This is a genomic window from Klebsiella sp. RCJ4 (assembly GCF_009025755.1).
Taxonomy (GTDB): Bacteria; Pseudomonadota; Gammaproteobacteria; order Enterobacterales; family Enterobacteriaceae; genus Klebsiella; species Klebsiella michiganensis.
In genome coordinates this window covers 231,784-255,955 of record NZ_WCIN01000041.1, presented here as the reverse complement: position 1 = coordinate 255,955, position 24,172 = coordinate 231,784, and the positions used below count along the sequence as shown (strand labels likewise).

Here is a 24,172-nt window from a genome sequence, read left to right as displayed (position 1 = left end):
AAATCCTGAGTGTGTAATTCGTAGCGGCTGATGCCGTTAATCAATCGGCAAGGCAGTGGTGTATTTTATCTGTTCCATGGCAAAACTCGAAGTCACATCCGAGAGCCCCGGCACGCTGTTAACCAGGCGTTTATAAAAATCATCGTAGTTCTTCATATCCGCCACCTGGACCCGCAGCAGATAGTCATACTCCCCCGCCATACGCCAGAAACCAAGAACCTCCGCCATCTGCGTGACTTCGCTGACGAAGCGGCAATACCAGTCGCTACTGTGATGCTGAGTCTTAATCAGCACAAACGCCGTCAGCCCAAGCCCGACCTTTTCCGCATCCAGCAGCGCGACGCGCCCACGCAGAATACCTTCATCTTCCAGCCGCTTCAGGCGCTTCCAGCAGGGCGTGGTGGTCAGATTAACGGCATCGGCCAGCGCCTGCAAAGAGAGGGTGCAGTCGGTTTGCAGTAAAGAAAGCAGCTTACGGTCAATTTTATCTAACATAGGGCACCTTGGGAGAAAAATTTACTCCATTCATTGTAATTGAAAGGCTAAATGGCAACAATTTTTCCTTCGATTTCCGCTAAGCTAGGCACAAAATGACAAACAGGAATTTGAGATGAACAGCGCCTGGGTTAAACACGCGATTAGTGAAATTAATGCCGATTATCAGCGTTCCGCCGACACGCACCTTATTCGTCTGGCGCTTCCGGGGTTCCCGGGGATCCAGCTCTACCTGAAAGATGAAAGCACCCATCCAACCGGTAGCCTGAAGCACCGCCTGGCCCGCTCGCTGTTTCTCTATGGTCTGTGCAACGGCTGGATTAAAGAAGGGACAACGATTATCGAATCCTCTTCCGGTTCGACCGCCGTCTCTGAAGCCTACTTCGCCCGTCTCTTAGGCCTGCCGTTTATCGCCGTGATGCCTTCCTGTACGGCAAAACGTAAAATTGAACAAATTGAGTTCTACGGCGGCCGCTGCCACTTCGTCGATAGCGCCTGCGAAATCTATGCCGCCTCCGAAACCCTGGCCCGCGAGCTGAACGGCCATTATATGGATCAGTTTACCTATGCCGAACGGGCGACCGACTGGCGGGGAAACAATAATATCGCCGACAGTATCTTTCGTCAGATGAACCACGAGTTGCATCCGCAGCCGTCGTATATCGTGATGAGCGCGGGCACCGGGGGCACCTCTGCCACCATCGGACGCTACATTCGCTGTCAGGGCTACGATACGCAGCTGCTGGTGGTTGACCCACAAAACTCGGTGTTTATGGACTACTGGCAGAGCCGCGACGCCAGCCTGCGCAGCCCGGTCGGCAGTAAAATTGAGGGCATCGGCCGCCCGCGCGTCGAACCGTCGTTTATTCCCGACGTGGTCGATGAGATGCTGCGGGTACCGGATGCCGCCAGCGTCGCCACCGCGCTATGGCTGGAAACGCTGCTCGGACGTAAGGTCGGCGCCTCCACCGGCACCAACATGTGGGGCGTACTGCAGCTGGCCGTGCGGATGCGCGAAGAGGGACGCACCGGCTCTCTCGTCACGCTGCTGTGCGACAGCGGTGAACGTTATCTGGAAACCTACTACAACCCGCAGTGGGTAGCGGCCAATATTGGCGATATCTCCCCATGGCAGGCACAAATCGCCGACCTGCTGCAGGCAAAATAAAAGAAGCCAGATATCACAGGATATCTGGCTTGCTGGCAGGGTCTCTTTATTCGGGGGAATAAGGAAGATCGGGATTATCCAGCCAATGAGTCAAAAAGTGGGAGACGGCCTGATGACGGCAGTCGCCAATAACCGGTAGATGTGGGAGTTCCGCTTTCAGCTGATTCATCGCATTGCCCATAATCACGCCGCGCCCGACGCTGCCGAGCATTTCCAGGTCGTTCATGGCGTCACCGAACGCCATGCAATCCTGCATCGTCAGCCCCAGATGCTGGCTTAATACCGCCAGCGCCGCGCCTTTGTTACAGCCGCCAGGCAACACTTCAAGGCAATCCATCGCCGAAAAACAGAGATCCGCCCGGCCGCCCAGCGCTTCACTCAGTTGAAGCCTTAGCCGCCGCAAATCGTCATGATCGCCGCAGAAGCAGATTTTAGTGACCTGATGCGCCGGCATCCGCTTTGGATCGTACAGCTGATAACGAAAACCGCTAAAGACGTGCGCTTTCAGTAATTCCGGGATCGCCTGCCCGGTGTACCAGCCGCCGTCGTTAAAGAAATGCATACTTGCCGTGGTTTCCCAGGCGCTGTGCAGCACCTCTTCCGCCACATCGGGAGCCAGATCGCGGCGATACAGCTCCTCACCTTCCAGAGAGTGAATGCGCGTCCCGTTGCCGGTGATTAAAAACGCATCCAGAGAGAACTCCCCGATAACGTGGCGCATTTCCAGAGCATGACGACCGGTGGCGAAAGTCAGGGTGATGTCGCGATCGCGCAGACGTTTGAGCGTCGAAAGCGTTTTTTCTCCCAGACGATGGTCCGGCATCAGTAGCGTACCGTCCATATCGAATGCAGCCAGTCTTGCCATCTTCTGCTCCCCAAATCGTGGTGGATTTTGCTTGTGTTGCAGTATTGCCTGAGATATACGGAAGTAATAGTGAATAGATAAATTTTATTGTTCCGGGTTTACCAATCTACGCAGGATTACACAGCGATGAGGCTATTAAACCGTCTGCATCAGTACCAGCGACTCTGGCAGCCCTCCGCCGGAGAGCCGCAGCAGGTAACCGTCGGCGAGCTGGCCGAACGCTGCTTTTGCAGCGAACGCCACATTCGAACCCTGCTGCGCCAGGCGCAAGAGTCCGGCTGGCTAAGCTGGCAGGCCAGCTCCGGTCGCGGAAAGCGCGGGCTACTTCAGTTTTATAAAGCGCCGGAAGCGCTGCGCAATGAGATGATGGAGCAGGCGCTGAATAAAGGGCAGCAGCAAAATGCCCTCGAACTAGCCCAGCTGGCGCCGGTGGAGCTTAAAGCGCTGCTTTCCCCCTTTCTCGGCGGCCAATGGCAGAACAATACGCCGACCCTGCGTATTCCTTACTACCGTCCGCTGGAGCCGCTGCGCCCGGGTTTTATGCCGGGACGCGCGGAGCAGCACCTGGCCGGGGAGATATTTTCCGGTCTGACCCGATTTGATGCGCAGAGTACCTGTCCGATAGGCGATTTAGCCCATCACTGGGAGGTGTCGCCTGACGGCCTGCGCTGGCACTTTTATATTCGTTCTACCCTGTTCTGGCACAACGGCGATCCGATTAAAACCTCACAGCTGCAGCAGCGGCTCCTGATGCTGCTGCAGCTGCCCGCGCTGCGCACGCTGTTCGCCAGTATCAGCGAGATTAGCGTCACCCACTCCCAGTGTCTGACTATCACCCTGCATCGCGCCGATTATTGGCTGCCGTTCCGCCTTGCCAGCTACTGCAGCGTGCTGGCGCATCCTGACGATCCGGCGATCGGCAGCGGACCGTTTCGCCTGAAGCGATTTACTCCGGACCTGGTGCGGCTGGAAAACCATCAGCGCTATCATCTCACTCACCCGCTGCTGCAGGCCGTGGAATACTGGATCACGCCGCAGCTGTTCGAGCAGGATCTGGGCACCAGCTGTCGTCATCCGGTACAGATAACCATTGGCGATCCTGACGAACTGACCAGACTACGTCAGGTCAGCAACAGTATTAGCCTCGGCTTTTGCTATCTGACGCTGCGCCAGAGCCCTCGTCTTAACAAAGCGCAGGCGCAAAGGCTGGTCTCGCTGATTCATCGCTCCACCCTGTTAGAAACCCTGCCGCTGGATGAGGATCTGATCGCGCCCAGCAACGAAGTATTGCCGGGCTGGTCTATTCCGCAGTGGCCTGAAAATCATGATACCCCTCTGCCCGAACGGCTTACGCTGCTCTATCACCTCCCCGTAGAGCTACACGCCATGGCGGATCGGCTTCGTCAACGGCTGGCGGAGCTGGGCTGTGAGCTGACGATTATTTTCCATGATGCGAAAAACTGGGATGGCTGCCAGCAGTTTGCACAGGCGGACCTGATGATGGGCGACCGCCTGATTGGCGAAGCGCCGGTCTATGCGCTGGAGCAGTGGCTACGCTGCGACGTGCTGTGGCCTAATTTGCTGACCGGGGCGCAATATGCGCATCTCCAGGCGACGCTGGATGCCGTTCAGGCCCTACCGGACGGACGCAGCCGTAGCGAAGCGTTGCGCAACGTCTTTAACAGCCTGATGGACGATGCCATCATGACGCCGCTGTTTAATTATAATTATCGCATCAGCGCGCCGCCGGGGGTCAACGGACTACGGCTAAACGCGCGCGGCTGGTTTGATTTCGCCAGCGCCTGGCTACCGGCCTCTGCGCCGTGACGGGGCTGGTGGTCACGTTCATCAGGCGCTACCATATGCGCCTCACTTCGATTGTCAGGAATTACCATGAAACGCGCCGTAGTTGTCTTCAGCGGAGGACAAGATTCGACGACCTGCCTGGTGCAGGCTCTGCAACAGTATGATGAAGTGCATTGCGTCACTTTTGATTATGGCCAACGTCATCGCGCGGAGATTGACGTTGCTCGCGAACTGGCGCTAAAGCTGGGGGCCGTGGCCCATAAAGTCCTTGATGTCACCCTGCTTAACGAACTGGCGGTCAGCAGCCTGACCCGCGATAGCATTCCGGTTCCGGATTATGAACCGGACGCCAGCGGCATCCCGAATACCTTCGTACCCGGGCGCAACATTCTGTTTTTAACCCTGACGGCCATTTACGCGTATCAGGTGAAGGCGGAAGCCATTATCACCGGCGTTTGCGAGACCGACTTTTCGGGCTACCCGGACTGCCGCGACGAGTTCGTGAAAGCGCTGCACCATGCCGTCAGCCTCGGTATGGCGAAAGATATTCGCTTTGAGACGCCGCTGATGTGGCTTAACAAAGCCGAAACGTGGGCCCTGGCCGATTACTGGGGCCAGCTCGACCTGGTGCGCCATGAAACCCTCACCTGCTATAACGGCATTAAAGGCGACGGCTGCGGGCAGTGCGCCGCCTGTAACCTCCGCGCCAACGGGCTGAGCCAGTATCTGGGCGATAAGGTTGGGGTGATGACGGTGATGAAGCAGAAAACCGGGCTCCAGTAACCGGTTACTTCCCGGCGGCGCGGCGGGATCGCAGGCGGCTCACGATGCATAGCCCGGTCAGATACGCAGAAGCGCCTTCGGGGAAGTTCTGCCACTTTCTGTGCGCCTGCCCGGGCTACCGGATCGCAGGCTGCTGAGAACGCGTAGCCCGCGCTACCGGATCGCAGACAGCTGAGGAAAAGTAGCCCGGACAGGTGCGCAGCACCGCCTCCGGGACATCCCCCTCCGGCTGGCCTGTTAGCGAGGCTCAAGCTGCTCCAGCTTCTCCCGCAGTTCGCCCTCAAGCGGCAGCGCTTTCTGCGTTTTTAGATCGATACAGACAAAAGTGATAAGCGCATCGGCGACCACTTCGCCGTTAGGGTTGAGGGTGACCACCTGGCTTAACGTCCCGCTTTTTCCGTTCAGCTGTTCGAGCTTGCTGGTGACGGTTAACACATCGCCTAGTACCGCCGGTCGGCGGTAGTTGATATTGATATTGACCACCACAAAGGCGATGTTGCGAGCGGTCATCCAGTGGAAGGCCGGGCTGCTTTCCAGGCCATCCCAACGCGCTTCTTCGAGAAACTCCAGATAACGCGCATTGTTAACGTGCTGATAGACATCCAGATGATAGCCGCGAACTTTGATTTGTGTCTGCATAGCGCAAATGCCTTATCTTTAATTGTTGTTTTGAGGTCAGAGGTCACACCACTGGCATGACCTCTTCAGTCTGGCAAATAATGACGACTGTGCAAACTTTCGCTGAAAATTTACAGCTTCAGATGTGACAGATTTCTCTCTACCAGCGAGTTGCCCATTCCGGGTACCTGCTTAAGATCGTCAACGGTTTTAAATGGCCCGTACTCTTCGCGATAGCTCACTATAGCCTGTGCTTTCTTCAGGCCGACGCCATTCAGCGCCTTAGCCAGCTCTTCCGCGCTGGCGTTATTGATACTCACCCTGGTGCCTTCACTATCCGCCGCATTTAACGCATCCGGCGCTTTTGACTGCGGCGACTGCACGCTTTCCTTTACCGGCGCCGACGCTTTGCCGGCAGAAGGCGCCGCCTGCGCTATCTGACTCCCCGCCGCGCAAACCAGTACGGCGGCAATAAGCGTTTTCATTCCTCGTTTCATGCTGTTATCTCCTTGTTTGTAGACAGCAAGGTCACGATAGCGACGAAGGGAAAAGAGTACAAAAGGCAAAATGCAGAAATGGAAAAGGCCGCGAAAGCGGCCTTTGAGAATGACATCACGTTACTTGCTTTTGCGAAGCAGCACGTAATTATTGTTGCTGATCGATAATGTCGCCGAGCTTAATTTTCGCCGCTTTACGCAGGTTGCTCATCAGCGCTTCGAAAGCGATCTGGGCGTTATTCTGGGTGATCCCCTGAATCATCGCTTTTTTCTGCTCTTCCGGCATCGTACCCGCTTTCACTTCGTCCAGCGCCAGCAGCACCACGTTGCCCTGCAGATCGGAGCCCACGCCGTAGCTTGGCTTACCCGCCTGCGGCAGCGGAAGTGCAAAGACGGACTGGCTCAGCGCTTCCTGACCGGTGCGTGACAGCGTCTGCGGCGCACCAAAGCTCAGGCCTGCGGCTTTCATCGCTTCATCGCCTTTGCCCTCTTTCAGGGCCGTCAGCAGCTTGTCGGCATCCAGCTTCGCCTGCTGTTCCGCTTTCGTGTGCTTCACAATATCGCTCACCTGCGCTTTTACATCCGCCAGCGGTTTCACCGCTTCCGGTTTATGCTCGCTGATGCGCAGAACAAACGCACGATCGCCGTCGACGGTGATGATATCGGAGTTGCTGCCCGGCGTGCCGTTCTCGCCCACCAGGCCGCCGTTGAAGATAGCTTCAGAGACCGGCTTGAAATTCAGCTCTTGCGGCAGGCTGTCGCGGCCAAACCAGCCGGTTTCAACCACTTTAAGACCGGCAACCTGGGCTGCGCCCGCCAGCGACTCGTTATCGTTGCTCGCCGCGTCGCTCACTTTCTGCTGCAGGGCATAGTACGCATCCAGGGCTTTTTCCTGCTTCACTTTCGCCGCAATATCGTCGCGAACCTCAGCCAGCGGTTTAACCTGTGCTGCCTGTACATCGTCCAGACGGGCAACCAGGAACCCAACGGAGGATTTAATTACGCCAGAAAGCTGGCCTTTTTCTTTCAGACCGGCCTCTTTCAGCTCTGGCACGGTCGCCGCATCTTCCAGCCACCCCATATCACCGCCGCTGCGGGCAGAGATAATATCGGTTGATTTTTCTTTGGCCAGCGTGGCGAAGTCAGCGCCTTTCTTCAGCTCATCAAGCACCGCCTGCGCATCCGCTTCGGTTTTGGTCTGGATGATGCTGTAGCGGTTACGCTGCGGCTGAGTGAACTGATCCTGATGCTGGTCGTACCATGACTGAATTTCTTCGTCAGAGACGTTTTCCTGCATGCTGGCAGCGTCCAGCTTGATGTAGCTGACGCGGAACTGCTCAGGCGCCATAAAACGCGCCTGGTTCTGCTGGTAGAACGCGTTGATTTCATCGTCGGTTGCGGTTTGCTTCGCCGCCAGCGCGTTTACGTCGAGAGTGGCTTCACGGACGACGCGCTGTTGAGAAACCAGCGCCGCCAGCTGGTCGGATTCGCCCGGCAGCATAAAGTCGGTACCGGCTACGGCGTTGATCAGCTGCTGAGTCGTCAGCTGATTACGAAGCGCCTGCGCGTACTGATCCGTCGTCATCCCCATCTGATTAACAATACGGCTGAAGCGCTCGTTATCAAATTTGCCATCCGCCTGGAAAGCCTGGGTCTGGAAGATAGCCTTCTTCACCTGGTCGTCGCTGATGTTGAGACCCAGCTCACGGGCATACTGATCGAGCAGCGCCTCGTCAATCAGACGGTTCAGCACCTGCTGACGCATGGTCTTCATGTAATTTTCATTGGCCGCCAGTTCTGAGAACTGGTCGCCAAGCTGCTGCTGCATGCGATTACGCTCGCTGGCAACGGCATTTTCAAACTGTGCGCGACCAATCTCCTGGTCATTAACTTTTGCGGCATAGTTGTTACCACCGCCAATCAGGTAACCACTCACCCCGGTCAAAATGAACGAGACGATAATGATACCGAAAATAATCTTGAGCACGACGCTGTTGGCGGCCGTGCGTAGGTTGTCCATCATGGTGTAACAACGCTCCGCTGTAGATGACTTTAGCTCGCGCAGCATAGCATGTGATGGCCGCCGCGCGTGAGGACGTATTTTGACAAGAAAACGGGGTGATTGTCAGCCCACAAGTGCGTATAAAGTCACATTAAGTCTCATTCTGGCAAATAAAAAAGGCACATCTTACGATGCGCCCTTGTACTTCGTCACAGACCCCAGTGGGGAAGTCGATCAGTTTACCGCGTCTTTCAGCGCTTTACCTGCACGGAAACCCGGTACTTTAGCAGCAGCAATGGTAATTTCTTTGCCTGTTTGCGGATTGCGGCCGGTACGGGCAGCGCGCTCTTTAACAGCAAAAGTACCAAACCCTACCAGCGCAACGTCATCCCCAGCCTGCAGAGATTCAGTAACAGAAGCGATTAAAGCATCTAACGCACGTCCAGCTGCGGCTTTAGAAATGTCCGCACCGGCAGCAATTTTGTCAATCAGTTGAGATTTATTCACTGTTCTCTTCCTCTCTTTATAATTTATATCGCACCAGAATCCTTCGTGGCGCGACCGCGCAGCAGTTATATCAGGACTGTCATGCCCTTACAACAGAGTTGTAATTGACCCCCCTGCCAGCGATCTAAGTTAGCTACACAAAAAAAGGCTGGCAAGTACGAATTTACTTACCAGCCCTATTTTTCTTAGCGCAATTTGCGCGAAATCACTATTTTGCCGTGACGACTTCCATACCAAATGGCTCGTTCTGCAGTGCAAGTGCCAGAACTTCCTCGATTCGTTTCACCGGATGGATATCTAAATCGGCGATAACGTTATCTGGAATTTCTTCAAGGTCACGTTTGTTTTCATCAGGAATCAGAACAGTCTTAATGCCGCCGCGGTGCGCGGCCAGCAGTTTTTCCTTCAGACCACCGATTGGCAACACCTGACCACGGAGGGTAATTTCCCCGGTCATCGCCACATCGGCGCGCACCGGATTGCCCGTCAGACAGGAAACCAGCGCGGTACACATCGCGATACCTGCGCTTGGGCCATCTTTCGGCGTAGCGCCTTCCGGCACGTGCACGTGAATATCGCGTTTTTCGTAAAAGTCTGAGTTGATACCCAGCTTATCCGCACGCGAACGCACCACGGTCAGCGCAGCCTGGATGGACTCCTGCATCACCTCACCCAGTGAACCGGTATAGGTCAGCTTACCTTTACCCGGAACGCAGGCGGTCTCAATGGTCAGCAGATCGCCGCCCACTTCCGTCCACGCCAGACCCGTCACCTGACCCACGCGGTTTTCGCTATCCGCCCGGCCATAGTCATAGCGCTGCACGCCAAGGAAGTCATGCAGGTTGTCGCCGTTAATCTCGATGTGCTTCAGCGATTTATCCAGCAGCAGCTGTTTTACCGCCTTACGGCACAGTTTCGAGATTTCGCGCTCCAGACCACGCACGCCCGCTTCACGCGTGTAGTAGCGGATAATGCCGATAATCGCGCTGTCATCCACCGTCAGCTCGCCTTTTTTGAGCGCGTTACGCTCAATCTGTTTTGACAGCAGGTGGCGTTTGGCGATGTTCAGCTTCTCATCCTCGGTGTAGCCGGAGAGACGGATCACTTCCATACGATCCAGCAGCGGCGCCGGAATGTTCATGGAGTTGGAGGTCGCGACAAACATCACGTCGCTGAGATCGTAATCCACTTCCAGATAGTGATCGTTAAAGGCCACGTTCTGTTCCGGATCCAACACCTCCAGCAGCGCCGAGGCCGGATCGCCGCGCATGTCCGAAGACATCTTGTCGATCTCATCCAGTAAGAACAGCGGGTTTTTAACGCCCACTTTGGCCATTTTCTGGATCAGTTTGCCCGGCATTGAGCCAATATAGGTACGACGGTGACCGCGGATTTCCGCTTCATCACGCACGCCGCCCAGCGCCATACGCACGTACTTACGTCCGGTGGCTTTGGCGATGGATTGGCCGAGAGAGGTTTTACCGACCCCCGGAGGCCCAACCAGGCACAGGATCGGCCCTTTGAGCTTGTTAACACGGCTCTGCACCGCGAGGTACTCAAGAATACGATCCTTCACGCGCTCAAGGCCGTAGTGATCGGTGTCGAGGATCTCCTGAGCCTGACGCAGGTCTTTTTTGACCTTGCTGCGGGCGTTCCACGGTACCTGCACCATCCAGTCGATGTAGCCGCGAACGACGGTCGCTTCCGCCGACATCGGGGACATCATTTTCAGCTTCTGCAGTTCCGCTTCGGTTTTCTCTTTTGCCTCTTTCGGCATTTTCGCCGCGTCGATCTTACGCTTCAGCGCTTCGTTCTCGTCCGGGGCGTCGTCCATCTCGCCGAGCTCTTTTTGAATGGCTTTCATTTGCTCATTCAGATAGTACTCGCGCTGAGATTTCTCCATCTGTTTTTTCACGCGGTTGCGAATGCGCTTCTCAACCTGCAGCAGATCGATTTCCGACTCCATCATCGCCATCAGATATTCCAGACGTTCATTAACGTCGGACATCTCCAGCACGGACTGTTTGTCCGCCAGCTTCAGCGGCATATGCGCAGCGATGGTATCCGCCAGGCGCGCCGGATCGTCAATGCTATTCAGCGACGTCAGCACTTCCGGTGGGATTTTCTTGTTCAGCTTGATGTAGCCTTCAAACTGGCTGATGGCCGTACGAACCAGCACTTCCTGCTCGCGTTCGTCAATCGCCGGCGATTCAAGATATTCAGCCTTCGCCGAAAAATGCTCACCGTTATCAGACAGCGCAGAGATGCGCGCGCGCTGTAAACCTTCGACCAGCACTTTGACAGTACCGTCCGGTAGCTTCAGCATTTGCAAAATAGACGCCACGGTCCCGACGGTGAAAAGATCGTTTACACCCGGCTCATCCGTCGAGGCTTCTTTCTGCGCAACCAGCATGATTTTTTTATCATGATCCATGGCTGCTTCGAGGCAACGGATAGATTTTTCCCGCCCTACAAACAGGGGTATGACCATGTGCGGATAAACCACCACATCGCGCAACGGCAATACGGGGATTTCAATGCGTTCAGAACGCTCAGGATTCATAGAGCTCTCTCTTAGTTTAAAGTCCGCCAGGTAGCCGACGACGCAACTCAACGACGCGTCGCCGTTAATATGTAAACCAGTATATGGGGATGTATTCCATACATTCAACGGCGGGAATGCAGGAAAAATAAAAGGGGAGATAAAATCCCCCCTTTTTGTTAACTGCTTGAGCAAAATGGTTAATTATTCACCAGATGCCTGCTGCGCTTCCGGTTTGCCGTAAATCAGCAGCGGCTTGCTCTGGCCATCGATAACCGAAGCGTCGATGACCACTTTTTCCACGTCTTCCATTGACGGAAGATCGTACATGGTATCGAGCAGCGCGGCTTCAACGATAGAACGCAGACCGCGAGCCCCGGTTTTACGCGCCATCGCTTTCTTAGCGATAGCGTCCAGCGCTTCGTCGCGGAATTCCAGCTCAGCGCCTTCCAGGCTGAACAGCGCCTGATACTGCTTGGTCAGGGCGTTTTTCGGCTCTTTGAGGATCTGAATCAGCGCTTCTTCGCTCAGCTCGCTCAGGGTCGCCACAACCGGCAGACGCCCGATGAACTCAGGAATCAGGCCAAACTTGATCAGATCTTCCGGCTCAACCTGAGACAGCAGCTCGCCTTCGCTGGCTTTGTCAGACTTCGCCTTGACCGTCGCGCCGAAACCAATACCTGAACCGGTTTCAACACGGTGGGAAATGACCTTATCCAGACCGGCAAAGGCGCCGCCGCAGATGAACAGGATCTTAGAGGTATCAACCTGCAGGAACTCCTGCTGCGGATGCTTACGCCCGCCCTGCGGCGGAACCGCGGCAACGGTACCTTCAATAAGCTTCAGTAGCGCCTGCTGCACGCCTTCGCCGGAAACATCGCGAGTGATCGACGGGTTATCCGATTTACGGGAAATTTTATCGATTTCATCAATGTAGACGATACCGCGCTGGGCTTTCTGTACGTCGTAGTCGCACTTCTGCAGCAGCTTCTGGATGATGTTCTCAACGTCTTCACCCACGTAGCCGGCTTCGGTCAGGGTGGTGGCATCCGCCATGGTGAAAGGCACATCCAGCAGGCGCGCGAGCGTTTCCGCCAGCAGCGTTTTACCGGAACCGGTCGGCCCGATCAGCAGAATGTTACTTTTGCCCAGCTCAACGCCGTTGCTGGTATCGCCATTGCGCAGACGTTTGTAGTGATTGTATACCGCCACCGCCAGCACTTTTTTCGCCGGCTCCTGGCCGATAACGTAATCGTCCAGATGATGGCGAATTTCGTGCGGCGTCGGCAGCGCGCTGCGCTCGCGATGCGGCGCGACTTCTTTAATTTCTTCGCGAATGATGTCGTTACATAAATCAACGCATTCGTCGCAGATATACACGGATGGCCCGGCGATTAGCTTACGCACTTCATGCTGGCTTTTGCCGCAAAAAGAGCAGTACAACAGTTTGCCCGAACCATCTTTGCGTTTATCTGTCATGAGTCCAAACCTCTTATTAAGTTCTTTGTGCCGCACACGACGACGCAAATGCCATTCTCAGGCGCAAACCGCTGTGAAGCGTTGTGCCGCCCTCTTTCAAACAAGTATAGCGGCACCCTTGCGCCTGGGGCATCAATTACGATGAGTCAAAATAGAGTCAACGAGGCCGTATTCCACTGCTTCTGAGGCAGACAGGAAGCGATCGCGCTCGGTATCGCGCTCGATCTGCTCAAGGGATTGACCCGTATGATGTGCCATCAGTTCATTCATGCGACCTTTCACTTTCAGGATTTCGCGGGCGTGGATTTCGATATCCGTCGCCTGGCCCTGGTAGCCGCCCAGCGGCTGGTGAATCATCACGCGGGAGTTCGGCAGGCAGAAACGCTTGCCTTTCGCCCCGGCGGTCAGCAGGAACGCGCCCATTGAGGCCGCCTGGCCCATACAAATGGTGCTCACGTCAGGCTTGATGAACTGCATGGTGTCATAGATAGACATCCCGGCGGTAATCACCCCGCCCGGAGAGTTAATGTACAGATAGATATCTTTTTCCGGGTTTTCCGCTTCCAGAAACAGCATCTGCGCCACGATCAGGTTAGCCATGTGGTCTTCTACCTGGCCGGTCAGAAAAATGACGCGCTCCTTGAGCAGACGGGAGTAAATATCAAATGAACGTTCGCCGCGTGAGGTCTGTTCAATGACCATCGGCACCAGGGCCATATGGGGTGCAAAGTTGTCTCGTTCGCCACTGTATGACATTTCCGTCTCCTGGATTAATTTGAAAAAAACCGCTGCACTGATTGTAACCTTACGGACGGATTATCAGCCAGAATTTCTGCCGTCGGGCAGAAGTGCATAGATGCACGCTTCATTACGGCGCATGATTATGCCAATGCAGTTACGTCTCCCGGTTATGGGGATGACGTTGCCATAATTCAAGCATAACAATCTTTTGTCGTAACGCTATCACTGAAATCGCCTTTTCGCACTCATCCTAAGGCTATCATTGCAATAAAAAAACCCGCAGCCTTTCGGCAACGGGTTTTTGCTCAAACCTTAAACCTTGGGGCGAAATTACGCCTGCTGGTTCATCAGTTCGCTGAAGGAAGTGGCTTTTTCAGACACTTTAGCTTTCGCCAGCACGGCTTCAACGGCCTGCTCTTCCAGCGCGACGTTGCGCATGTTGTCCATCAGCTCTTTGTTTTTGCTGTAGAACTCAACCACTTCTTTCGGATCTTCGTAAGCGGAAGCCATCTCTTCGATCAGGCCTTTAACGCGATCTTCGTCAGCTTTCAGCTCGTTGGTACGAATCACTTCGCCCAGCAGCAGGCCAACAACAACGCGGCGTTTAGCCTGCTCTTCGAACAGCTCACGCGGCAGCTCCAGAGCCTGTTTCTCGTTACCGCCGAAACGCTGAGCAGCCTGACGGCGCAGAACGTCGATTTCGCTGTCGATCAGCGCAGCCGGAACGTCGATATCGTTAGCTTTAACCAGACCTTCGATAGCCTGAGATTTAACGCGGTTACGCACGGCGCCTTTCAGCTCGCGCTCCATGTTTTTACGCACTTCAGCGCGCAGACCGGCTACGGAACCATCTTCAACGCCGAAACGTTTGATGAACTCTTCAGTCAGCTCTGGCAGTTCACGTTCTTCAACTTTCTTCAGGTTGATAACGAACTTAGCCGCTTTACCTTTCAGGTTTTCAGCGTGGTACTCTTCCGGGAAGGTCACGTCGATGGTGAACTCTTCGCCAGCCTTGTGACCTTTGATACCGTCTTCAAAGCCCGGGATCATACGACCCTGGCCCATCGCCAGTACGAAGTCAGAGGCTTTGCCGCCTTCGAACTCTTCGCCGTCAACGGAACCGGTGAAATCAACGGTCACGCGATCTTCTGCATCAACAGCGCCGTCTTTGTCTTTCCAGTTCGCCTGCTGCTTACGCAGAGTATCCAGCATGGTGTCAACGTCAGCATCGGTCACTTCAACAACCGGTTTTTCAACTTCGATCGCTTCCAGACCCTGCAGTTCAACTTCCGGATAAACTTCGAACTCTACCGCGTAGGTGAAGTCTTCACCCAGCTTGTATTCGCCCGGAACGTAGTTCGGCGCGCCGGCCGGATTAATTTTTTCTTTGATGATCGCGTCAACGAAGTTACGGCTCATCAGGTCACCCAGCACGTCCTGGCGAACAGATGCGCCATAACGCTGAGCAACAACATTCATCGGCACTTTGCCTTTACGGAAGCCGTCAATGCGAACTTTTTTCGCTACGTTGACCAGCTCGCTTTTGACAGCATTCTCGATGCTGTCAGCGGCGATAGTAATCGTTACACGGCGCCCAAGGCCCTGAGTGGTTTCAACTGAAACTTGCATCTTGTTACCTCAAAAAAATCACAGTGCTCGGTCAACTCTGGAAGCGCGAACAGGTTGCTTCGCAGAACCGGGATGCCCTCTTCAAATCAGAAACACATTCCCTGTCGTCAGAATCATCCCGAAGACATTCATAATAAAAGACGCGGCATTATAGCGGCATCACTTTTGTGAGTCGAGAACGGTTGTCGCCCACTGCTGCGGCTTTTTTCACATTTCCCGAGCAAATTTGCCTGTAAATATGCGTGAATTGCACATTTTCCAGGCAAAACAAAACGGCCCGCAGGCCGTTTTCTCATAAATCTTCACGCAACATACTGGAAAAGCTCCAGCGGTTGCAAATGCGATTTCTACGCGATACTTCCAGCCCCGCGACAAGGAGGAGAAGCAAAGACGGTATCCTGTAGCCCTTCCCACTCTTTGATTGTATAGGTATGCAACGCCAGAGCGTGCACGGTGCTTGATAGTTCCTCAGTCAACGTTCCGTAAATCATACGGTGACGATTAAGAAAACGCTCGCCAAGGAAGCGATCGCTCACCAACACCACTTTAAAATGACTTTCAGAGCCCGCAGGAACGTTGTGGCGATAGCTTTCATCCACGACTTCAAGATACACCGGGTCGAACGCTGCCCTAAGTTTTGCTTCGATCTGTTCACGTATCATCATGAATTTTCTCCTCCGACAACGCTGTATTGCCGCCATTCCCTTTAAATGTTAGCCGCTTTTACCGCTTCCATTGGGCGAAAACAACAAAAAATTAGCATTCCTCTGATATTTTCATGCAAAAGTATCGGCTTTAGTGGTTCGGTGTCCTGAAAGCCCTGCCTGCGTTGCGATAAGAGATGCAGTCAGGACAGAAAACGCACAAGGCGATGAATTTACATGCGTTGCCACTTCCCCTTGCCGTTGGCGATGTTATGATGGCGGGAATTTTCCTCATTACCACTCCACCATGCGTTGAGACCCTGAACATGTTTAAGAAAATTCTTTTTCCTTTGGTCGCGCTGTTTATGCTGGCCGGATGCGCCACTCCGCCGACTACCATCGATGTTTCACCGAAAATCACCCTGCCGCAGCAGGATCCCAGTCTGATGGGCGTGACCGTCAGCATTAACGGCGCCGATCAGCGTCCGGATCAGGCACTGGCGAAAGTCACCCGCGATAACCAACAGGTTACGCTCACCGCTTCCCGCGACCTGCGCTTCCTGTTGCAGGAAGTGCTCGAGAAACAGATGACCTCGCGTGGCTATATGATTGGCCCGAACGGCGCCGTGGATCTGCAAATCATCGTGAATAAACTGTACGCCGACGTTTCTCAAGGTAACGTGCGTTACAACATTGCGACCAAAGCCGATATTGCGATCGTTGCCACTGCCGCCAACGGCAATAAGATGACGAAAAACTATCGTGCCAGCTACTCTGTTGAAGGCGCCTTCCAGGCCTCGAATAAAAATATCGCCGATGCGGTTAATAGCGTCATGACCGATACCATTAGCGATATGGCGCAGGACACCAGCATTCACGATTTCATCAAGCAAAACGCGCGTTAATTGAAGTCGCAGACCCGGCCTCGCGCCGGGTCTGCACGACATGCCATGTCTAATCATTACTTACGCATTTTCACGCAGCCAAAATCAGCTATCCTGCTGATCCTCGGTTTTGCCTCGGGATTACCGCTCGCCCTCACCTCCGGCACGCTGCAGGCGTGGATGACCGTTGAAAACATCGATCTGAAAACTATCGGTTTTTTCTCGCTCGTCGGCCAGGCCTACGTCTTTAAGTTCCTCTGGTCGCCGGTGATGGACCGCTATACGCCGCCGTTTCTCGGCCGTCGTCGCGGCTGGCTGCTGGCGACCCAGTTTCTGCTCCTTATCGCCATTGCGGCGATGGGTTTCCTTGAACCGTCCACGCAGCTGCGCTGGATGGCGGCGCTGGCGGTGGTCATCGCCTTTTGTTCCGCCTCGCAGGATATCGTGTTTGACGCGTGGAAAACTGACGTGCTGGCCGCGGAAGAGCGGGGCACCGGAGCGGCAATCAGCGTGCTGGGCTATCGTCTGGGGATGCTGGTCTCCGGCGGGCTGGCGCTCTGGCTGGCCGATCGCTGGCTGGGTTGGCAAGGGATGTACTGGCTGATGGCCGCGCTGCTGATCCCCTGCATTATCGCCACGCTGCTGGCGCCGGAACCCAGCGACGTTATTCCGGTGCCGAAAACGCTGGAGCAGGCCGTTGCCGCACCGCTGCGCGACTTCTTCGGCCGCAATAATGCCTGGCTCATTCTGCTGCTGATCGTCCTTTATAAGCTTGGCGACGCGTTTGCCATGAGCCTGACCACCACGTTCCTGATTCGCGGCGTCGGTTTCGATGCGGGTGAAGTGGGAATGGTGAATAAAACGCTCGGCCTGTTCGCCACGATTGTCGGCGCGCTTTACGGCGGCGTGCTTATGCAGCGCCTGACGTTGTTCCGCGCGCTGCTGATTTTCGGCCTGCTGCAGGGGGTATCCAACGCCGGATATTGGCTGCTCTCAATTACCGATAAGCACCTTTTCTCCATGGCGACGGCGGTGTTTTTCGAAAATCTGTGCGGCGGGATGGGCACCGCGGCGTTCGTCGCGCTGCTGATGACGCTGTGCAATAAATCGTTTTCGGCCACCCAGTTTGCCCTGCTCTCAGCCCTCTCTGCCGTTGGGCGCGTGTATGTTGGCCCCATCGCCGGCTGGTTTGTTGAAGCCCACGGCTGGCCTACTTTCTATCTCTTTTCCGTCGTCGCCGCGGTACCGGGGATTGTGCTGCTGTTAATTTGCCGGCGTACGCTGGAACACACCCAGCGCTCAGAAAGCTTTATGCCCCGCACGCGCTTTCCACAAACCTACGGGCTGGCATTGATTATTCTGGCTGCTGGCTGCCTGATGCTGGCGATATGGCTGCTGCTGCTGACGCTCAACGCGCTGGATTACACCAATTTCTCCTTCCTTGCCAGCCTGCTTGAGATCGCTGTGCTCACCGCCATTGCGGGTATTTTACTCGGCGCCTTCCTTGACTATCTGGCATTACGTAAAACCGAGCTGATTTAAATCAGCGCAGAAACGTACGTGGACGTTGTAATTACCAAACGTAATTATAACGTCTTATTAACGATTTTATATTCATCGTAGCCGATTTGTTGTTTTGTGCGTTTTAGATTTCTGGAAATTATTGACAATTTTTATGCGAATCTTTAAATAATTTAACCGATTCAGCTTTGCAGGTTTTATTTTCCGCTTTTACGATGTCTTTTATTTGATAATTAATTGTTAATTATTTGTGTTGTTTTGCGGGTAGTTATGCTCATTCTCTTATAAAGCCTTTCGTTCTTATCCCTTTCCTTATCAATCCCGCCTAAATCAAGGTTTGCAAGCGATAATGTCACACTCCGTAACATATGTGACAGGGCAAGCAGAAGCCGCTAACATAGAGCAGACACAGCTCCAACTATGTTTACAGTAATGCAACCTTCCCGTAAAATGCCCGTACACTTTAAGCGCCACCAGATTCCGTGGAATTGAGGTCGTTCAATGAGACTTAGGAAATACAATAAAAGTTTGGGATGGATGTCATTAATCGCAGGCACTGTATTACTCAGTGGTTGTGATTCTGCACTCCTCGACCCAAAAGGACAGATTGGACTGGAGCAACGCTCTCTGATTCTGACGGCCTTCGGCCTGATGATGATCGTCGTTATTCCAGCCGTCTTGATGGCAGTAGGATTTGCCTGGAAGTATCGTGCAAGCAATAAAGATGCGAAGTATAGCCCGAACTGGTCACACTCCAACAAAGTGGAAGCTGTGGTCTGGACGGTTCCTATCCTGATCATCCTGTTCCTGGCCGTTCTGACCTGGAAAACCACTCACGCATTAGAGCCGAGCAAACCGCTTGCTCACGATGAGAAACCTATCACTATCGAAGTCGTTTCGATGGACTGGAAATGGTTCTTCATCTATCCGGAACAAGGCATTGCTACCGTCAACGAAATCGCCTTCCCGGCGAACGTACCGGTACACTTCAAAGTGACCTCCAACTCCGTGATGAACTCGTTCTTTATCCCACGTTTAGGTAGCCAGATTTACGCAATGGCCGGGATGCAGACTCAGCTGCACCTCATCGCGAACGAAGCTGGTACTTACGACGGTATCTCCGCCAGCTATAGCGGCCCGGGCTTCTCAGGAATGAAGTTCAAAGCTATCGCCACGCCGGATCGTGCAACCTTCGATCAGTGGGTAGCGAAAGCCAAACAGTCTGCGAACGCCATGGACTCCATGGAAACGTTCGACAAACTGGCTGCGCCTAGCGAATACAACAAAGTGGAATACTTCTCTAACGTGAAACCAGATTTGTTTAAAGATGTTGTTAACAAATTTATGTCTCACGGTAAGAGCATGGATATGACCCAACCTGAGGGCGAGCACGCAGCGCACGAAGGAATGGAAGGCATGGACATGAGCCACGCGGAAACCGCTCACTAAGGGGCCGAGGAAGAAAACGATGTTCGGAAAACTTACACTGGATGCAGTGCCCTACCATGAACCCATTATTGTGGTTACGGTGGCTGCAATTATCATTGGGGGACTGGCGCTTCTGGCGGCCATCACTTACTTAGGTAAGTGGTCCTACCTTTGGAATGAGTGGCTGACTTCGGTTGACCACAAACGTCTCGGTATCATGTACGTTATCGTAGCAATCGTCATGTTGCTGCGTGGCTTCGCTGACGCCGTTATGATGCGTAGCCAGCAGGTGCTGGCCTCGGCCGGGGAAGCAGGCTTCCTGCCGCCTCACCACTACGATCAGATCTTTACCGCCCACGGCGTTATCATGATCTTCTTCGTAGCGATGCCGTTTGTTATCGGTCTGATGAACCTGGTGGTTCCGCTGCAGATCGGCGCGCGCGACGTTGCCTTCCCATTCCTTAACAACCTGAGCTTCTGGTTCACCGTTGTGGGCGTGATTCTGGTTAACCTCTCTCTGGGCGTCGGTGAATTCGCGCAGACCGGTTGGCTGGCCTATCCGCCGCTCTCGGGAATTGAGTACAGTCCGGGCGTCGGGGTCGATTACTGGATCTGGGCTCTCCAGCTATCCGGTATTGGTACAACGCTCACCGGTATTAACTTCTTCGTAACGATTATCAAGATGCGTGCCCCTGGCATGACCATGTTCAAGATGCCGGTGTTTAGCTGGGCATCTCTGTGCGCCAACATCCTGATTATCGCCTCCTTCCCAATTCTGACCGTCACCGTCGCGCTGCTGACCCTGGACCGCTACCTGGGCACCCATTTCTTTACCAACGATATGGGTGGCAACATGATGATGTACATCAACCTGATTTGGGCCTGGGGTCACCCGGAAGTGTACATTCTGGTTCTGCCGGTATTCGGTGTCTTCTCCGAAATCGCCGCAACCTTCTCGCGTAAGCGTCTGTTTGGCTACACCTCGCTGGTATGGGCAACAGTGTGTATTACCGTTCTGTCGTTCATCGTTTGGCTGCACCACTTCTTTACTATGGGTGCGGGCGCGAACGTAAACGCCTTCTTCGGTATTACGACCATGATTATCGCTATCCCGACCGGGGTTAAGATCTTCAACTGGCTGTTTACCATGTACCAGGGCCGTATCGTCTTCAACTCAGCAATGCTGTGGACGATTGGCTTTATCGTGACCTTCTCCGTAGGGGGTATGACCGGCGTACTGCTGGCGGTACCGGGCGCAGACTTCGTGCTGCACAACAGCCTGTTCCTGATCGCGCACTTCCATAACGTCATCATCGGCGGCGTGGTGTTCGGTTGCTTCGCAGGTCTGACCTACTGGTGGCCGAAAGCCTTTGGCTTCACCCTGAACGAAACCTGGGGCAAACGCGCTTTCTGGTTCTGGATCATCGGCTTCTTCGTGGCGTTTATGCCGCTGTACGTACTGGGCTTCATGGGTATGACCCGTCGCCTGAGCCAGCAGATTGACCCGCAGTTCCACCCGATGCTGGTTGTTGCAGCCTGCGGTGCGGCGCTGATCGCTTGCGGTATTCTCTGCCAGCTGATTCAGTTCTACGTTTCTATCCGCGATCGCGAGCAGAACCGTGACCTGACCGGCGACCCGTGGGGCGGCCGTACGCTGGAGTGGGCAACCTCTTCTCCTCCGCCGTTCTACAACTTTGCTATCGTTCCTGTCGTTCACGAGCGTGACGCGTTCTGGGAAATGAAAGAAAAAGGCGACGCGTATAAGAAACCGGCTGGCTATGAAGAGATTCATATGCCGAAAAACAGCGGCGCGGGCATCGTTATTGCTGCTTTCGCAACGGTGTTTGGTTTCGCAATGATCTGGCATATCTGGTGGATGGCGATTGCAAGCTTCGTCGGTATCCTGGCGACCTGGATTATTAAGAGCTTTGACGAGGACGTGGATTACTACGTGCCGGTTGCAGTAGTCGAAAAACTGGAAAATCAGCATTTCGATGAGATTAACAAAGCAGGGCTGAAAAATGGCAACTGATACTCTTGCGCATAACGCCCACGCGCACGAACACGGGCACCATGATACAGGACCGATGAAGGTATTCGGTTTCTGGATCTACCTGATGAGCGACTGCATTATCTTCGCCACTCTGTTCGCTACCTATGCCGTTCTGGTGAACGGCACGGCGGGCGGTCCGACCGGTAAAGATATTTTTGAACTGCCGTTCGTTCTGGTTGAAACCGCGCTGCTGCTGTTCAGCTCCATCACCTACGGCATGGCGGCTATCGCCATGTACAAAAACAACAAGAGCCAGGTGGTTTCCTGGCTGGCGCTGACCTTCCTCTTCGGGGCTGGGTTCATCGCGATGGAACTCTATGAATTCCATCACCTGATTGTTGAAGGTATGGGCCCGGATCGCAGCGGCTTCCTGTCAGCGTTCTTCGCGCTGGTCGGCACCCACGGTCTGCACGTGACCTCTGGTCTGATCTGGATGGCGGTGCTGATGGTTCAGGTTTCTCGTCGCGGCCTGACCAGCACTAACCGCACCCGTATCATGTGCCTGAGCCTGTTCTGGCACTTCCTGGACGTCGTGTGGATCTGCGTGTTCTCTGTTGTATATCTGATGGGGGCGATGTAATGAGTCATTCTACCGATCATAGCGGCGCTTCTCACGGCAGCGTGAAGAGCTACATGACAGGTTTCATCCTGTCGATCATTCTGACGGTTATCCCGTTTGCAATGGTGATGAGTGGATCTGCATCGCATGCGGCTATTCTGGGAACCATCCTGGTTACTGCGGTTGTGCAGATTGTGGTACACCTCGTGTACTTCCTGCACATGAACAGTAAATCGGACGAAGGTTGGAACCTGACCGCATTTATCTTCACCGTAATCATCATTGCTATCGTAGTTGTCGGCTCCATCTGGATTATGTGGAACCTGAACTACAACATGATGATGCACTAAGAGCGGCGAGTATGTTTAAGCAATACCTGCAAGTAACGAAACCAGGCATTATTTTTGGCAACCTGATCTCCGTGATTGGCGGTTTCCTGCTGGCCTCCAAGGGCCACATCGACTATCCGCTCTTTATCTGGACGCTCCTCGGAGTATCCCTGGTGGTCGCCTCGGGTTGTGTTTTCAACAACTATATCGACCGTGATATCGATCGTAAGATGGAACGGACGAAAAACCGGGTGCTGGTCAAAGGGCTGATCTCGCCAAAAGCTTCGCTGGTATATGCCACCCTGCTGGGTATTGCTGGCTTCATGCTCCTGTGGTTTGGCGCGAATCCCCTGGCCTGCTGGCTGGGGGTGATGGGGTTCGTGGTTTATGTCGGCGTTTACAGCCTGTACATGAAGCGCCACTCCGTCTACGGCACGCTGATTGGTTCTCTCTCCGGCGCTGCGCCGCCGGTGATTGGCTACTGCGCGGTTACCGGTGATTTTGACAGCGGTGCCGCGATTCTGCTGGCGATTTTCAGCCTGTGGCAGATGCCTCACTCTTACGCTATCGCGATTTTCCGCTTCAAGGATTATCAGGCAGCGAACATTCCGGTACTGCCGGTAGTGAAAGGCATTTCGGTAGCGAAAAACCATATCACCGTTTACATCATCGCTTTCGCCGTTGCCACGCTGATGCTCTCCCTGGGCGGCTACGCTGGATATAAATATCTGGTTGTCGCTGCGGCGGTGAGCGTCTGGTGGCTCGGAATGGCGCTGCGCGGTTATAAAGTGGCGGATGATAAAGTCTGGGCGCGTAAGCTGTTCGTCTTTTCCATCGTGGCCATTACCGCGCTGTCGGTGATGATGTCCGTCGACTTTATGGTGCCGGATTCACACAACCTGCTGACCATGGTCAGATAGTATCTCTCAATGGCGTATCGCGCGATACGCCATTACTTATTTCCCCCTGTTAATCTCTCATCGCCGATAGTGGACAATCATTCACTCCTCCCCTTTCTATTATTCTGAGATTGTGCCCCCTGCCCTCTCAATGCTTTCTCTGTCCGTAGCTAAATTCCGCCTCAGCGTCCTCGATCAAAAACCCTCCTCCGGATACGCCTTTCTCCACTTACTGCCGGAACGGGTTTAGCCATACTGAGGCGATAATAGTCACGCAGTACTGCCAATTCGTTTTGACTAATAGCTGCATCAGATTAATCAGCAGCCATTCATTATCCTGCAGTTATCGTTTATTTAGATGAATTAGCCTTTTGTTTAACAAATGATCGCTAAACATGGTTTGTCCATAGCGGACAGCGATGGTATCTATTGAGAGATGAATCCCGCTACCGCGCTGAGTGGTTTAGCTGAATATATACGCTAAATTAATTTATTGTACGCAATATAGTAGAAGAGACATACCCCGAACTTTTTGTTTCTTCGAACGCTGGCGTCATTCCGGGTTAACAAGGCATTGTTAAGCCCTCGTTTACTCAGCGGGCTGCGCTTCCGTCATTCCCGGTGGGCGAATGTGAAATCGAAAATAAACATATTAACGTGGGGTATGACACCAGGGCGATGTTCTCTTGCCCTCCCCTTCCCCGCGCGAGCTGCCTCTCTTTT

21 protein-coding genes are annotated in these 24,172 nt (G+C 54.1%); 10 read left to right on the top strand and 11 right to left on the bottom strand.

The window, feature by feature from the left end:
• Positions 1-36: 36 nt before the first annotated feature.
• The gene (locus F8562_RS20120) at positions 37-495 is read right to left on the bottom strand and encodes an Lrp/AsnC family transcriptional regulator (RefSeq protein WP_004135994.1); all 459 of its coding nucleotides are present in this window, start codon (positions 493-495) and stop codon (positions 37-39) included.
• 115 nt (positions 496-610) lie between these two features.
• Between F8562_RS20120 and F8562_RS20115 the strand changes: the two genes are divergently transcribed.
• Complete coding sequence (locus F8562_RS20115; RefSeq protein WP_014837593.1) at positions 611-1,663, top strand: PLP-dependent cysteine synthase family protein; 1,053 nt, start codon at positions 611-613, stop codon at positions 1,661-1,663.
• A gap of 46 nt (positions 1,664-1,709) precedes the next feature.
• Here F8562_RS20115 and cof read toward each other — a convergent pair whose 3' ends face one another.
• A complete protein-coding gene (gene cof, locus F8562_RS20110) occupies positions 1,710-2,528 on the bottom strand; it encodes an HMP-PP phosphatase (protein ID WP_014228185.1) in 819 nt (272 codons plus the stop codon).
• Positions 2,529-2,654: 126 nt separating this feature from the next.
• Between cof and F8562_RS20105 the strand changes: the two genes are divergently transcribed.
• Positions 2,655-4,355 (top strand): SgrR family transcriptional regulator, encoded by a 1,701-nt coding sequence (locus F8562_RS20105; RefSeq protein ID WP_014837592.1) that lies wholly within the window; start codon positions 2,655-2,657, stop codon positions 4,353-4,355.
• Positions 4,356-4,421: 66 nt separating this feature from the next.
• On the top strand, positions 4,422-5,117 hold the full coding sequence (gene queC, locus F8562_RS20100; protein WP_014228183.1) for a 7-cyano-7-deazaguanine synthase QueC: 696 nt from the start codon (positions 4,422-4,424) through the stop codon (positions 5,115-5,117).
• A 237-nt stretch (positions 5,118-5,354) separates the two neighbouring features.
• On the opposite strand, the gene F8562_RS20095 is transcribed toward queC, so the two are convergent.
• The 9 genes from F8562_RS20095 to bolA all read right to left on the bottom strand — a co-directional run bounded on the left by F8562_RS20095 (position 5,355) and on the right by bolA (position 15,797).
• Positions 5,355-5,756, bottom strand: a complete 402-nt coding sequence (locus F8562_RS20095) for a YbgC/FadM family acyl-CoA thioesterase (protein WP_004848264.1) — start codon at positions 5,754-5,756, stop codon at positions 5,355-5,357.
• Positions 5,757-5,866: 110 nt separating this feature from the next.
• Positions 5,867-6,232 carry a helix-hairpin-helix domain-containing protein gene (locus F8562_RS20090; RefSeq protein ID WP_014837591.1) on the bottom strand — a complete coding sequence of 122 codons (366 nt, stop codon included), beginning with the start codon at positions 6,230-6,232 and terminating at the stop codon, positions 5,867-5,869.
• A 148-nt stretch (positions 6,233-6,380) separates the two neighbouring features.
• Positions 6,381-8,255, bottom strand: a complete 1,875-nt coding sequence (ppiD, locus tag F8562_RS20080; RefSeq protein WP_014837590.1) for a peptidylprolyl isomerase — start codon at positions 8,253-8,255, stop codon at positions 6,381-6,383.
• Between the two features lie 213 nt (positions 8,256-8,468).
• Positions 8,469-8,741 (bottom strand): nucleoid-associated protein HU-beta, encoded by a 273-nt coding sequence (gene hupB, locus F8562_RS20075; protein ID WP_002444653.1) that lies wholly within the window; start codon positions 8,739-8,741, stop codon positions 8,469-8,471.
• Positions 8,742-8,949: 208 nt separating this feature from the next.
• Positions 8,950-11,304 carry an endopeptidase La gene (gene lon, locus F8562_RS20070; RefSeq protein WP_004099539.1) on the bottom strand — a complete coding sequence of 785 codons (2,355 nt, stop codon included), beginning with the start codon at positions 11,302-11,304 and terminating at the stop codon, positions 8,950-8,952.
• A gap of 183 nt (positions 11,305-11,487) precedes the next feature.
• Positions 11,488-12,762, bottom strand: a complete 1,275-nt coding sequence (gene clpX, locus F8562_RS20065) for an ATP-dependent protease ATP-binding subunit ClpX (protein ID WP_004099538.1) — start codon at positions 12,760-12,762, stop codon at positions 11,488-11,490.
• A gap of 132 nt (positions 12,763-12,894) precedes the next feature.
• Entirely contained in the window at positions 12,895-13,518 is a 624-nt protein-coding gene (clpP, locus tag F8562_RS20060) for an ATP-dependent Clp endopeptidase proteolytic subunit ClpP (protein WP_003021624.1), read from the bottom strand.
• A 315-nt stretch (positions 13,519-13,833) separates the two neighbouring features.
• The gene (gene tig / locus F8562_RS20055) at positions 13,834-15,132 is read right to left on the bottom strand and encodes a trigger factor (protein ID WP_004848255.1); all 1,299 of its coding nucleotides are present in this window, start codon (positions 15,130-15,132) and stop codon (positions 13,834-13,836) included.
• Between the two features lie 347 nt (positions 15,133-15,479).
• On the bottom strand, positions 15,480-15,797 hold the full coding sequence (bolA, locus tag F8562_RS20040; protein ID WP_004133447.1) for a transcriptional regulator BolA: 318 nt from the start codon (positions 15,795-15,797) through the stop codon (positions 15,480-15,482).
• A 305-nt stretch (positions 15,798-16,102) separates the two neighbouring features.
• Between bolA and F8562_RS20035 the strand changes: the two genes are divergently transcribed.
• From F8562_RS20035 to cyoE, 7 genes are all read left to right on the top strand, one after another.
• Positions 16,103-16,681, top strand: coding sequence for a lipoprotein (locus F8562_RS20035; protein ID WP_004848253.1), 579 nt, complete (start codon positions 16,103-16,105; stop codon positions 16,679-16,681).
• 45 nt (positions 16,682-16,726) lie between these two features.
• A complete protein-coding gene (ampG, locus tag F8562_RS20030; protein WP_014228180.1) occupies positions 16,727-18,202 on the top strand; it encodes a muropeptide MFS transporter AmpG in 1,476 nt (491 codons plus the stop codon).
• A 480-nt stretch (positions 18,203-18,682) separates the two neighbouring features.
• A complete protein-coding gene (cyoA, locus tag F8562_RS20025) occupies positions 18,683-19,630 on the top strand; it encodes a cytochrome o ubiquinol oxidase subunit II (protein ID WP_004848249.1) in 948 nt (315 codons plus the stop codon).
• A gap of 19 nt (positions 19,631-19,649) precedes the next feature.
• The gene (gene cyoB / locus F8562_RS20020; RefSeq protein WP_094909194.1) at positions 19,650-21,641 is read left to right on the top strand and encodes a cytochrome o ubiquinol oxidase subunit I; all 1,992 of its coding nucleotides are present in this window, start codon (positions 19,650-19,652) and stop codon (positions 21,639-21,641) included.
• Positions 21,631-22,242: a cytochrome o ubiquinol oxidase subunit III gene (locus tag F8562_RS20015; protein WP_004099525.1), complete on the top strand. Its 612-nt coding sequence runs from the start codon at positions 21,631-21,633 to the stop codon at positions 22,240-22,242. The genes cyoB and F8562_RS20015 overlap by 11 nt, the downstream gene beginning before the upstream one ends.
• Complete coding sequence (locus tag F8562_RS20010) at positions 22,242-22,571, top strand: cytochrome o ubiquinol oxidase subunit IV (RefSeq protein WP_004099523.1); 330 nt, start codon at positions 22,242-22,244, stop codon at positions 22,569-22,571. The genes F8562_RS20015 and F8562_RS20010 overlap by 1 nt, the downstream gene beginning before the upstream one ends.
• Positions 22,572-22,582: 11 nt before the next feature.
• Complete coding sequence (gene cyoE, locus F8562_RS20005; RefSeq protein WP_014837588.1) at positions 22,583-23,470, top strand: heme o synthase; 888 nt, start codon at positions 22,583-22,585, stop codon at positions 23,468-23,470.
• Positions 23,471-24,172 lie beyond the last annotated feature (702 nt).

Coding starts and splice junctions, on each gene's coding strand:
- clpX (WP_004099538.1), bottom strand. CDS start 12,762: ATGACAGATAAACGCAAAGATGGTTCGGGCAAACTGTTGTACTGCTCT.
- F8562_RS20090 (WP_014837591.1), bottom strand. CDS start 6,232: ATGAAACGAGGAATGAAAACGCTTATTGCCGCCGTACTGGTTTGCGCG.
- F8562_RS20035 (WP_004848253.1), top strand. CDS start 16,103: ATGTTTAAGAAAATTCTTTTTCCTTTGGTCGCGCTGTTTATGCTGGCC.
- ppiD (WP_014837590.1), bottom strand. CDS start 8,255: ATGATGGACAACCTACGCACGGCCGCCAACAGCGTCGTGCTCAAGATT.
- F8562_RS20105 (WP_014837592.1), top strand. CDS start 2,655: ATGAGGCTATTAAACCGTCTGCATCAGTACCAGCGACTCTGGCAGCCC.
- cof (WP_014228185.1), bottom strand. CDS start 2,528: ATGGCAAGACTGGCTGCATTCGATATGGACGGTACGCTACTGATGCCG.
- bolA (WP_004133447.1), bottom strand. CDS start 15,797: ATGATGATACGTGAACAGATCGAAGCAAAACTTAGGGCAGCGTTCGAC.
- lon (WP_004099539.1), bottom strand. CDS start 11,304: ATGAATCCTGAGCGTTCTGAACGCATTGAAATCCCCGTATTGCCGTTG.
- F8562_RS20120 (WP_004135994.1), bottom strand. CDS start 495: ATGTTAGATAAAATTGACCGTAAGCTGCTTTCTTTACTGCAAACCGAC.
- F8562_RS20010 (WP_004099523.1), top strand. CDS start 22,242: ATGAGTCATTCTACCGATCATAGCGGCGCTTCTCACGGCAGCGTGAAG.
- clpP (WP_003021624.1), bottom strand. CDS start 13,518: ATGTCATACAGTGGCGAACGAGACAACTTTGCACCCCATATGGCCCTG.
- cyoB (WP_094909194.1), top strand. CDS start 19,650: ATGTTCGGAAAACTTACACTGGATGCAGTGCCCTACCATGAACCCATT.
- queC (WP_014228183.1), top strand. CDS start 4,422: ATGAAACGCGCCGTAGTTGTCTTCAGCGGAGGACAAGATTCGACGACC.
- cyoE (WP_014837588.1), top strand. CDS start 22,583: ATGTTTAAGCAATACCTGCAAGTAACGAAACCAGGCATTATTTTTGGC.
- F8562_RS20115 (WP_014837593.1), top strand. CDS start 611: ATGAACAGCGCCTGGGTTAAACACGCGATTAGTGAAATTAATGCCGAT.
- cyoA (WP_004848249.1), top strand. CDS start 18,683: ATGAGACTTAGGAAATACAATAAAAGTTTGGGATGGATGTCATTAATC.
- tig (WP_004848255.1), bottom strand. CDS start 15,132: ATGCAAGTTTCAGTTGAAACCACTCAGGGCCTTGGGCGCCGTGTAACG.
- F8562_RS20015 (WP_004099525.1), top strand. CDS start 21,631: ATGGCAACTGATACTCTTGCGCATAACGCCCACGCGCACGAACACGGG.
- F8562_RS20095 (WP_004848264.1), bottom strand. CDS start 5,756: ATGCAGACACAAATCAAAGTTCGCGGCTATCATCTGGATGTCTATCAG.
- ampG (WP_014228180.1), top strand. CDS start 16,727: ATGTCTAATCATTACTTACGCATTTTCACGCAGCCAAAATCAGCTATC.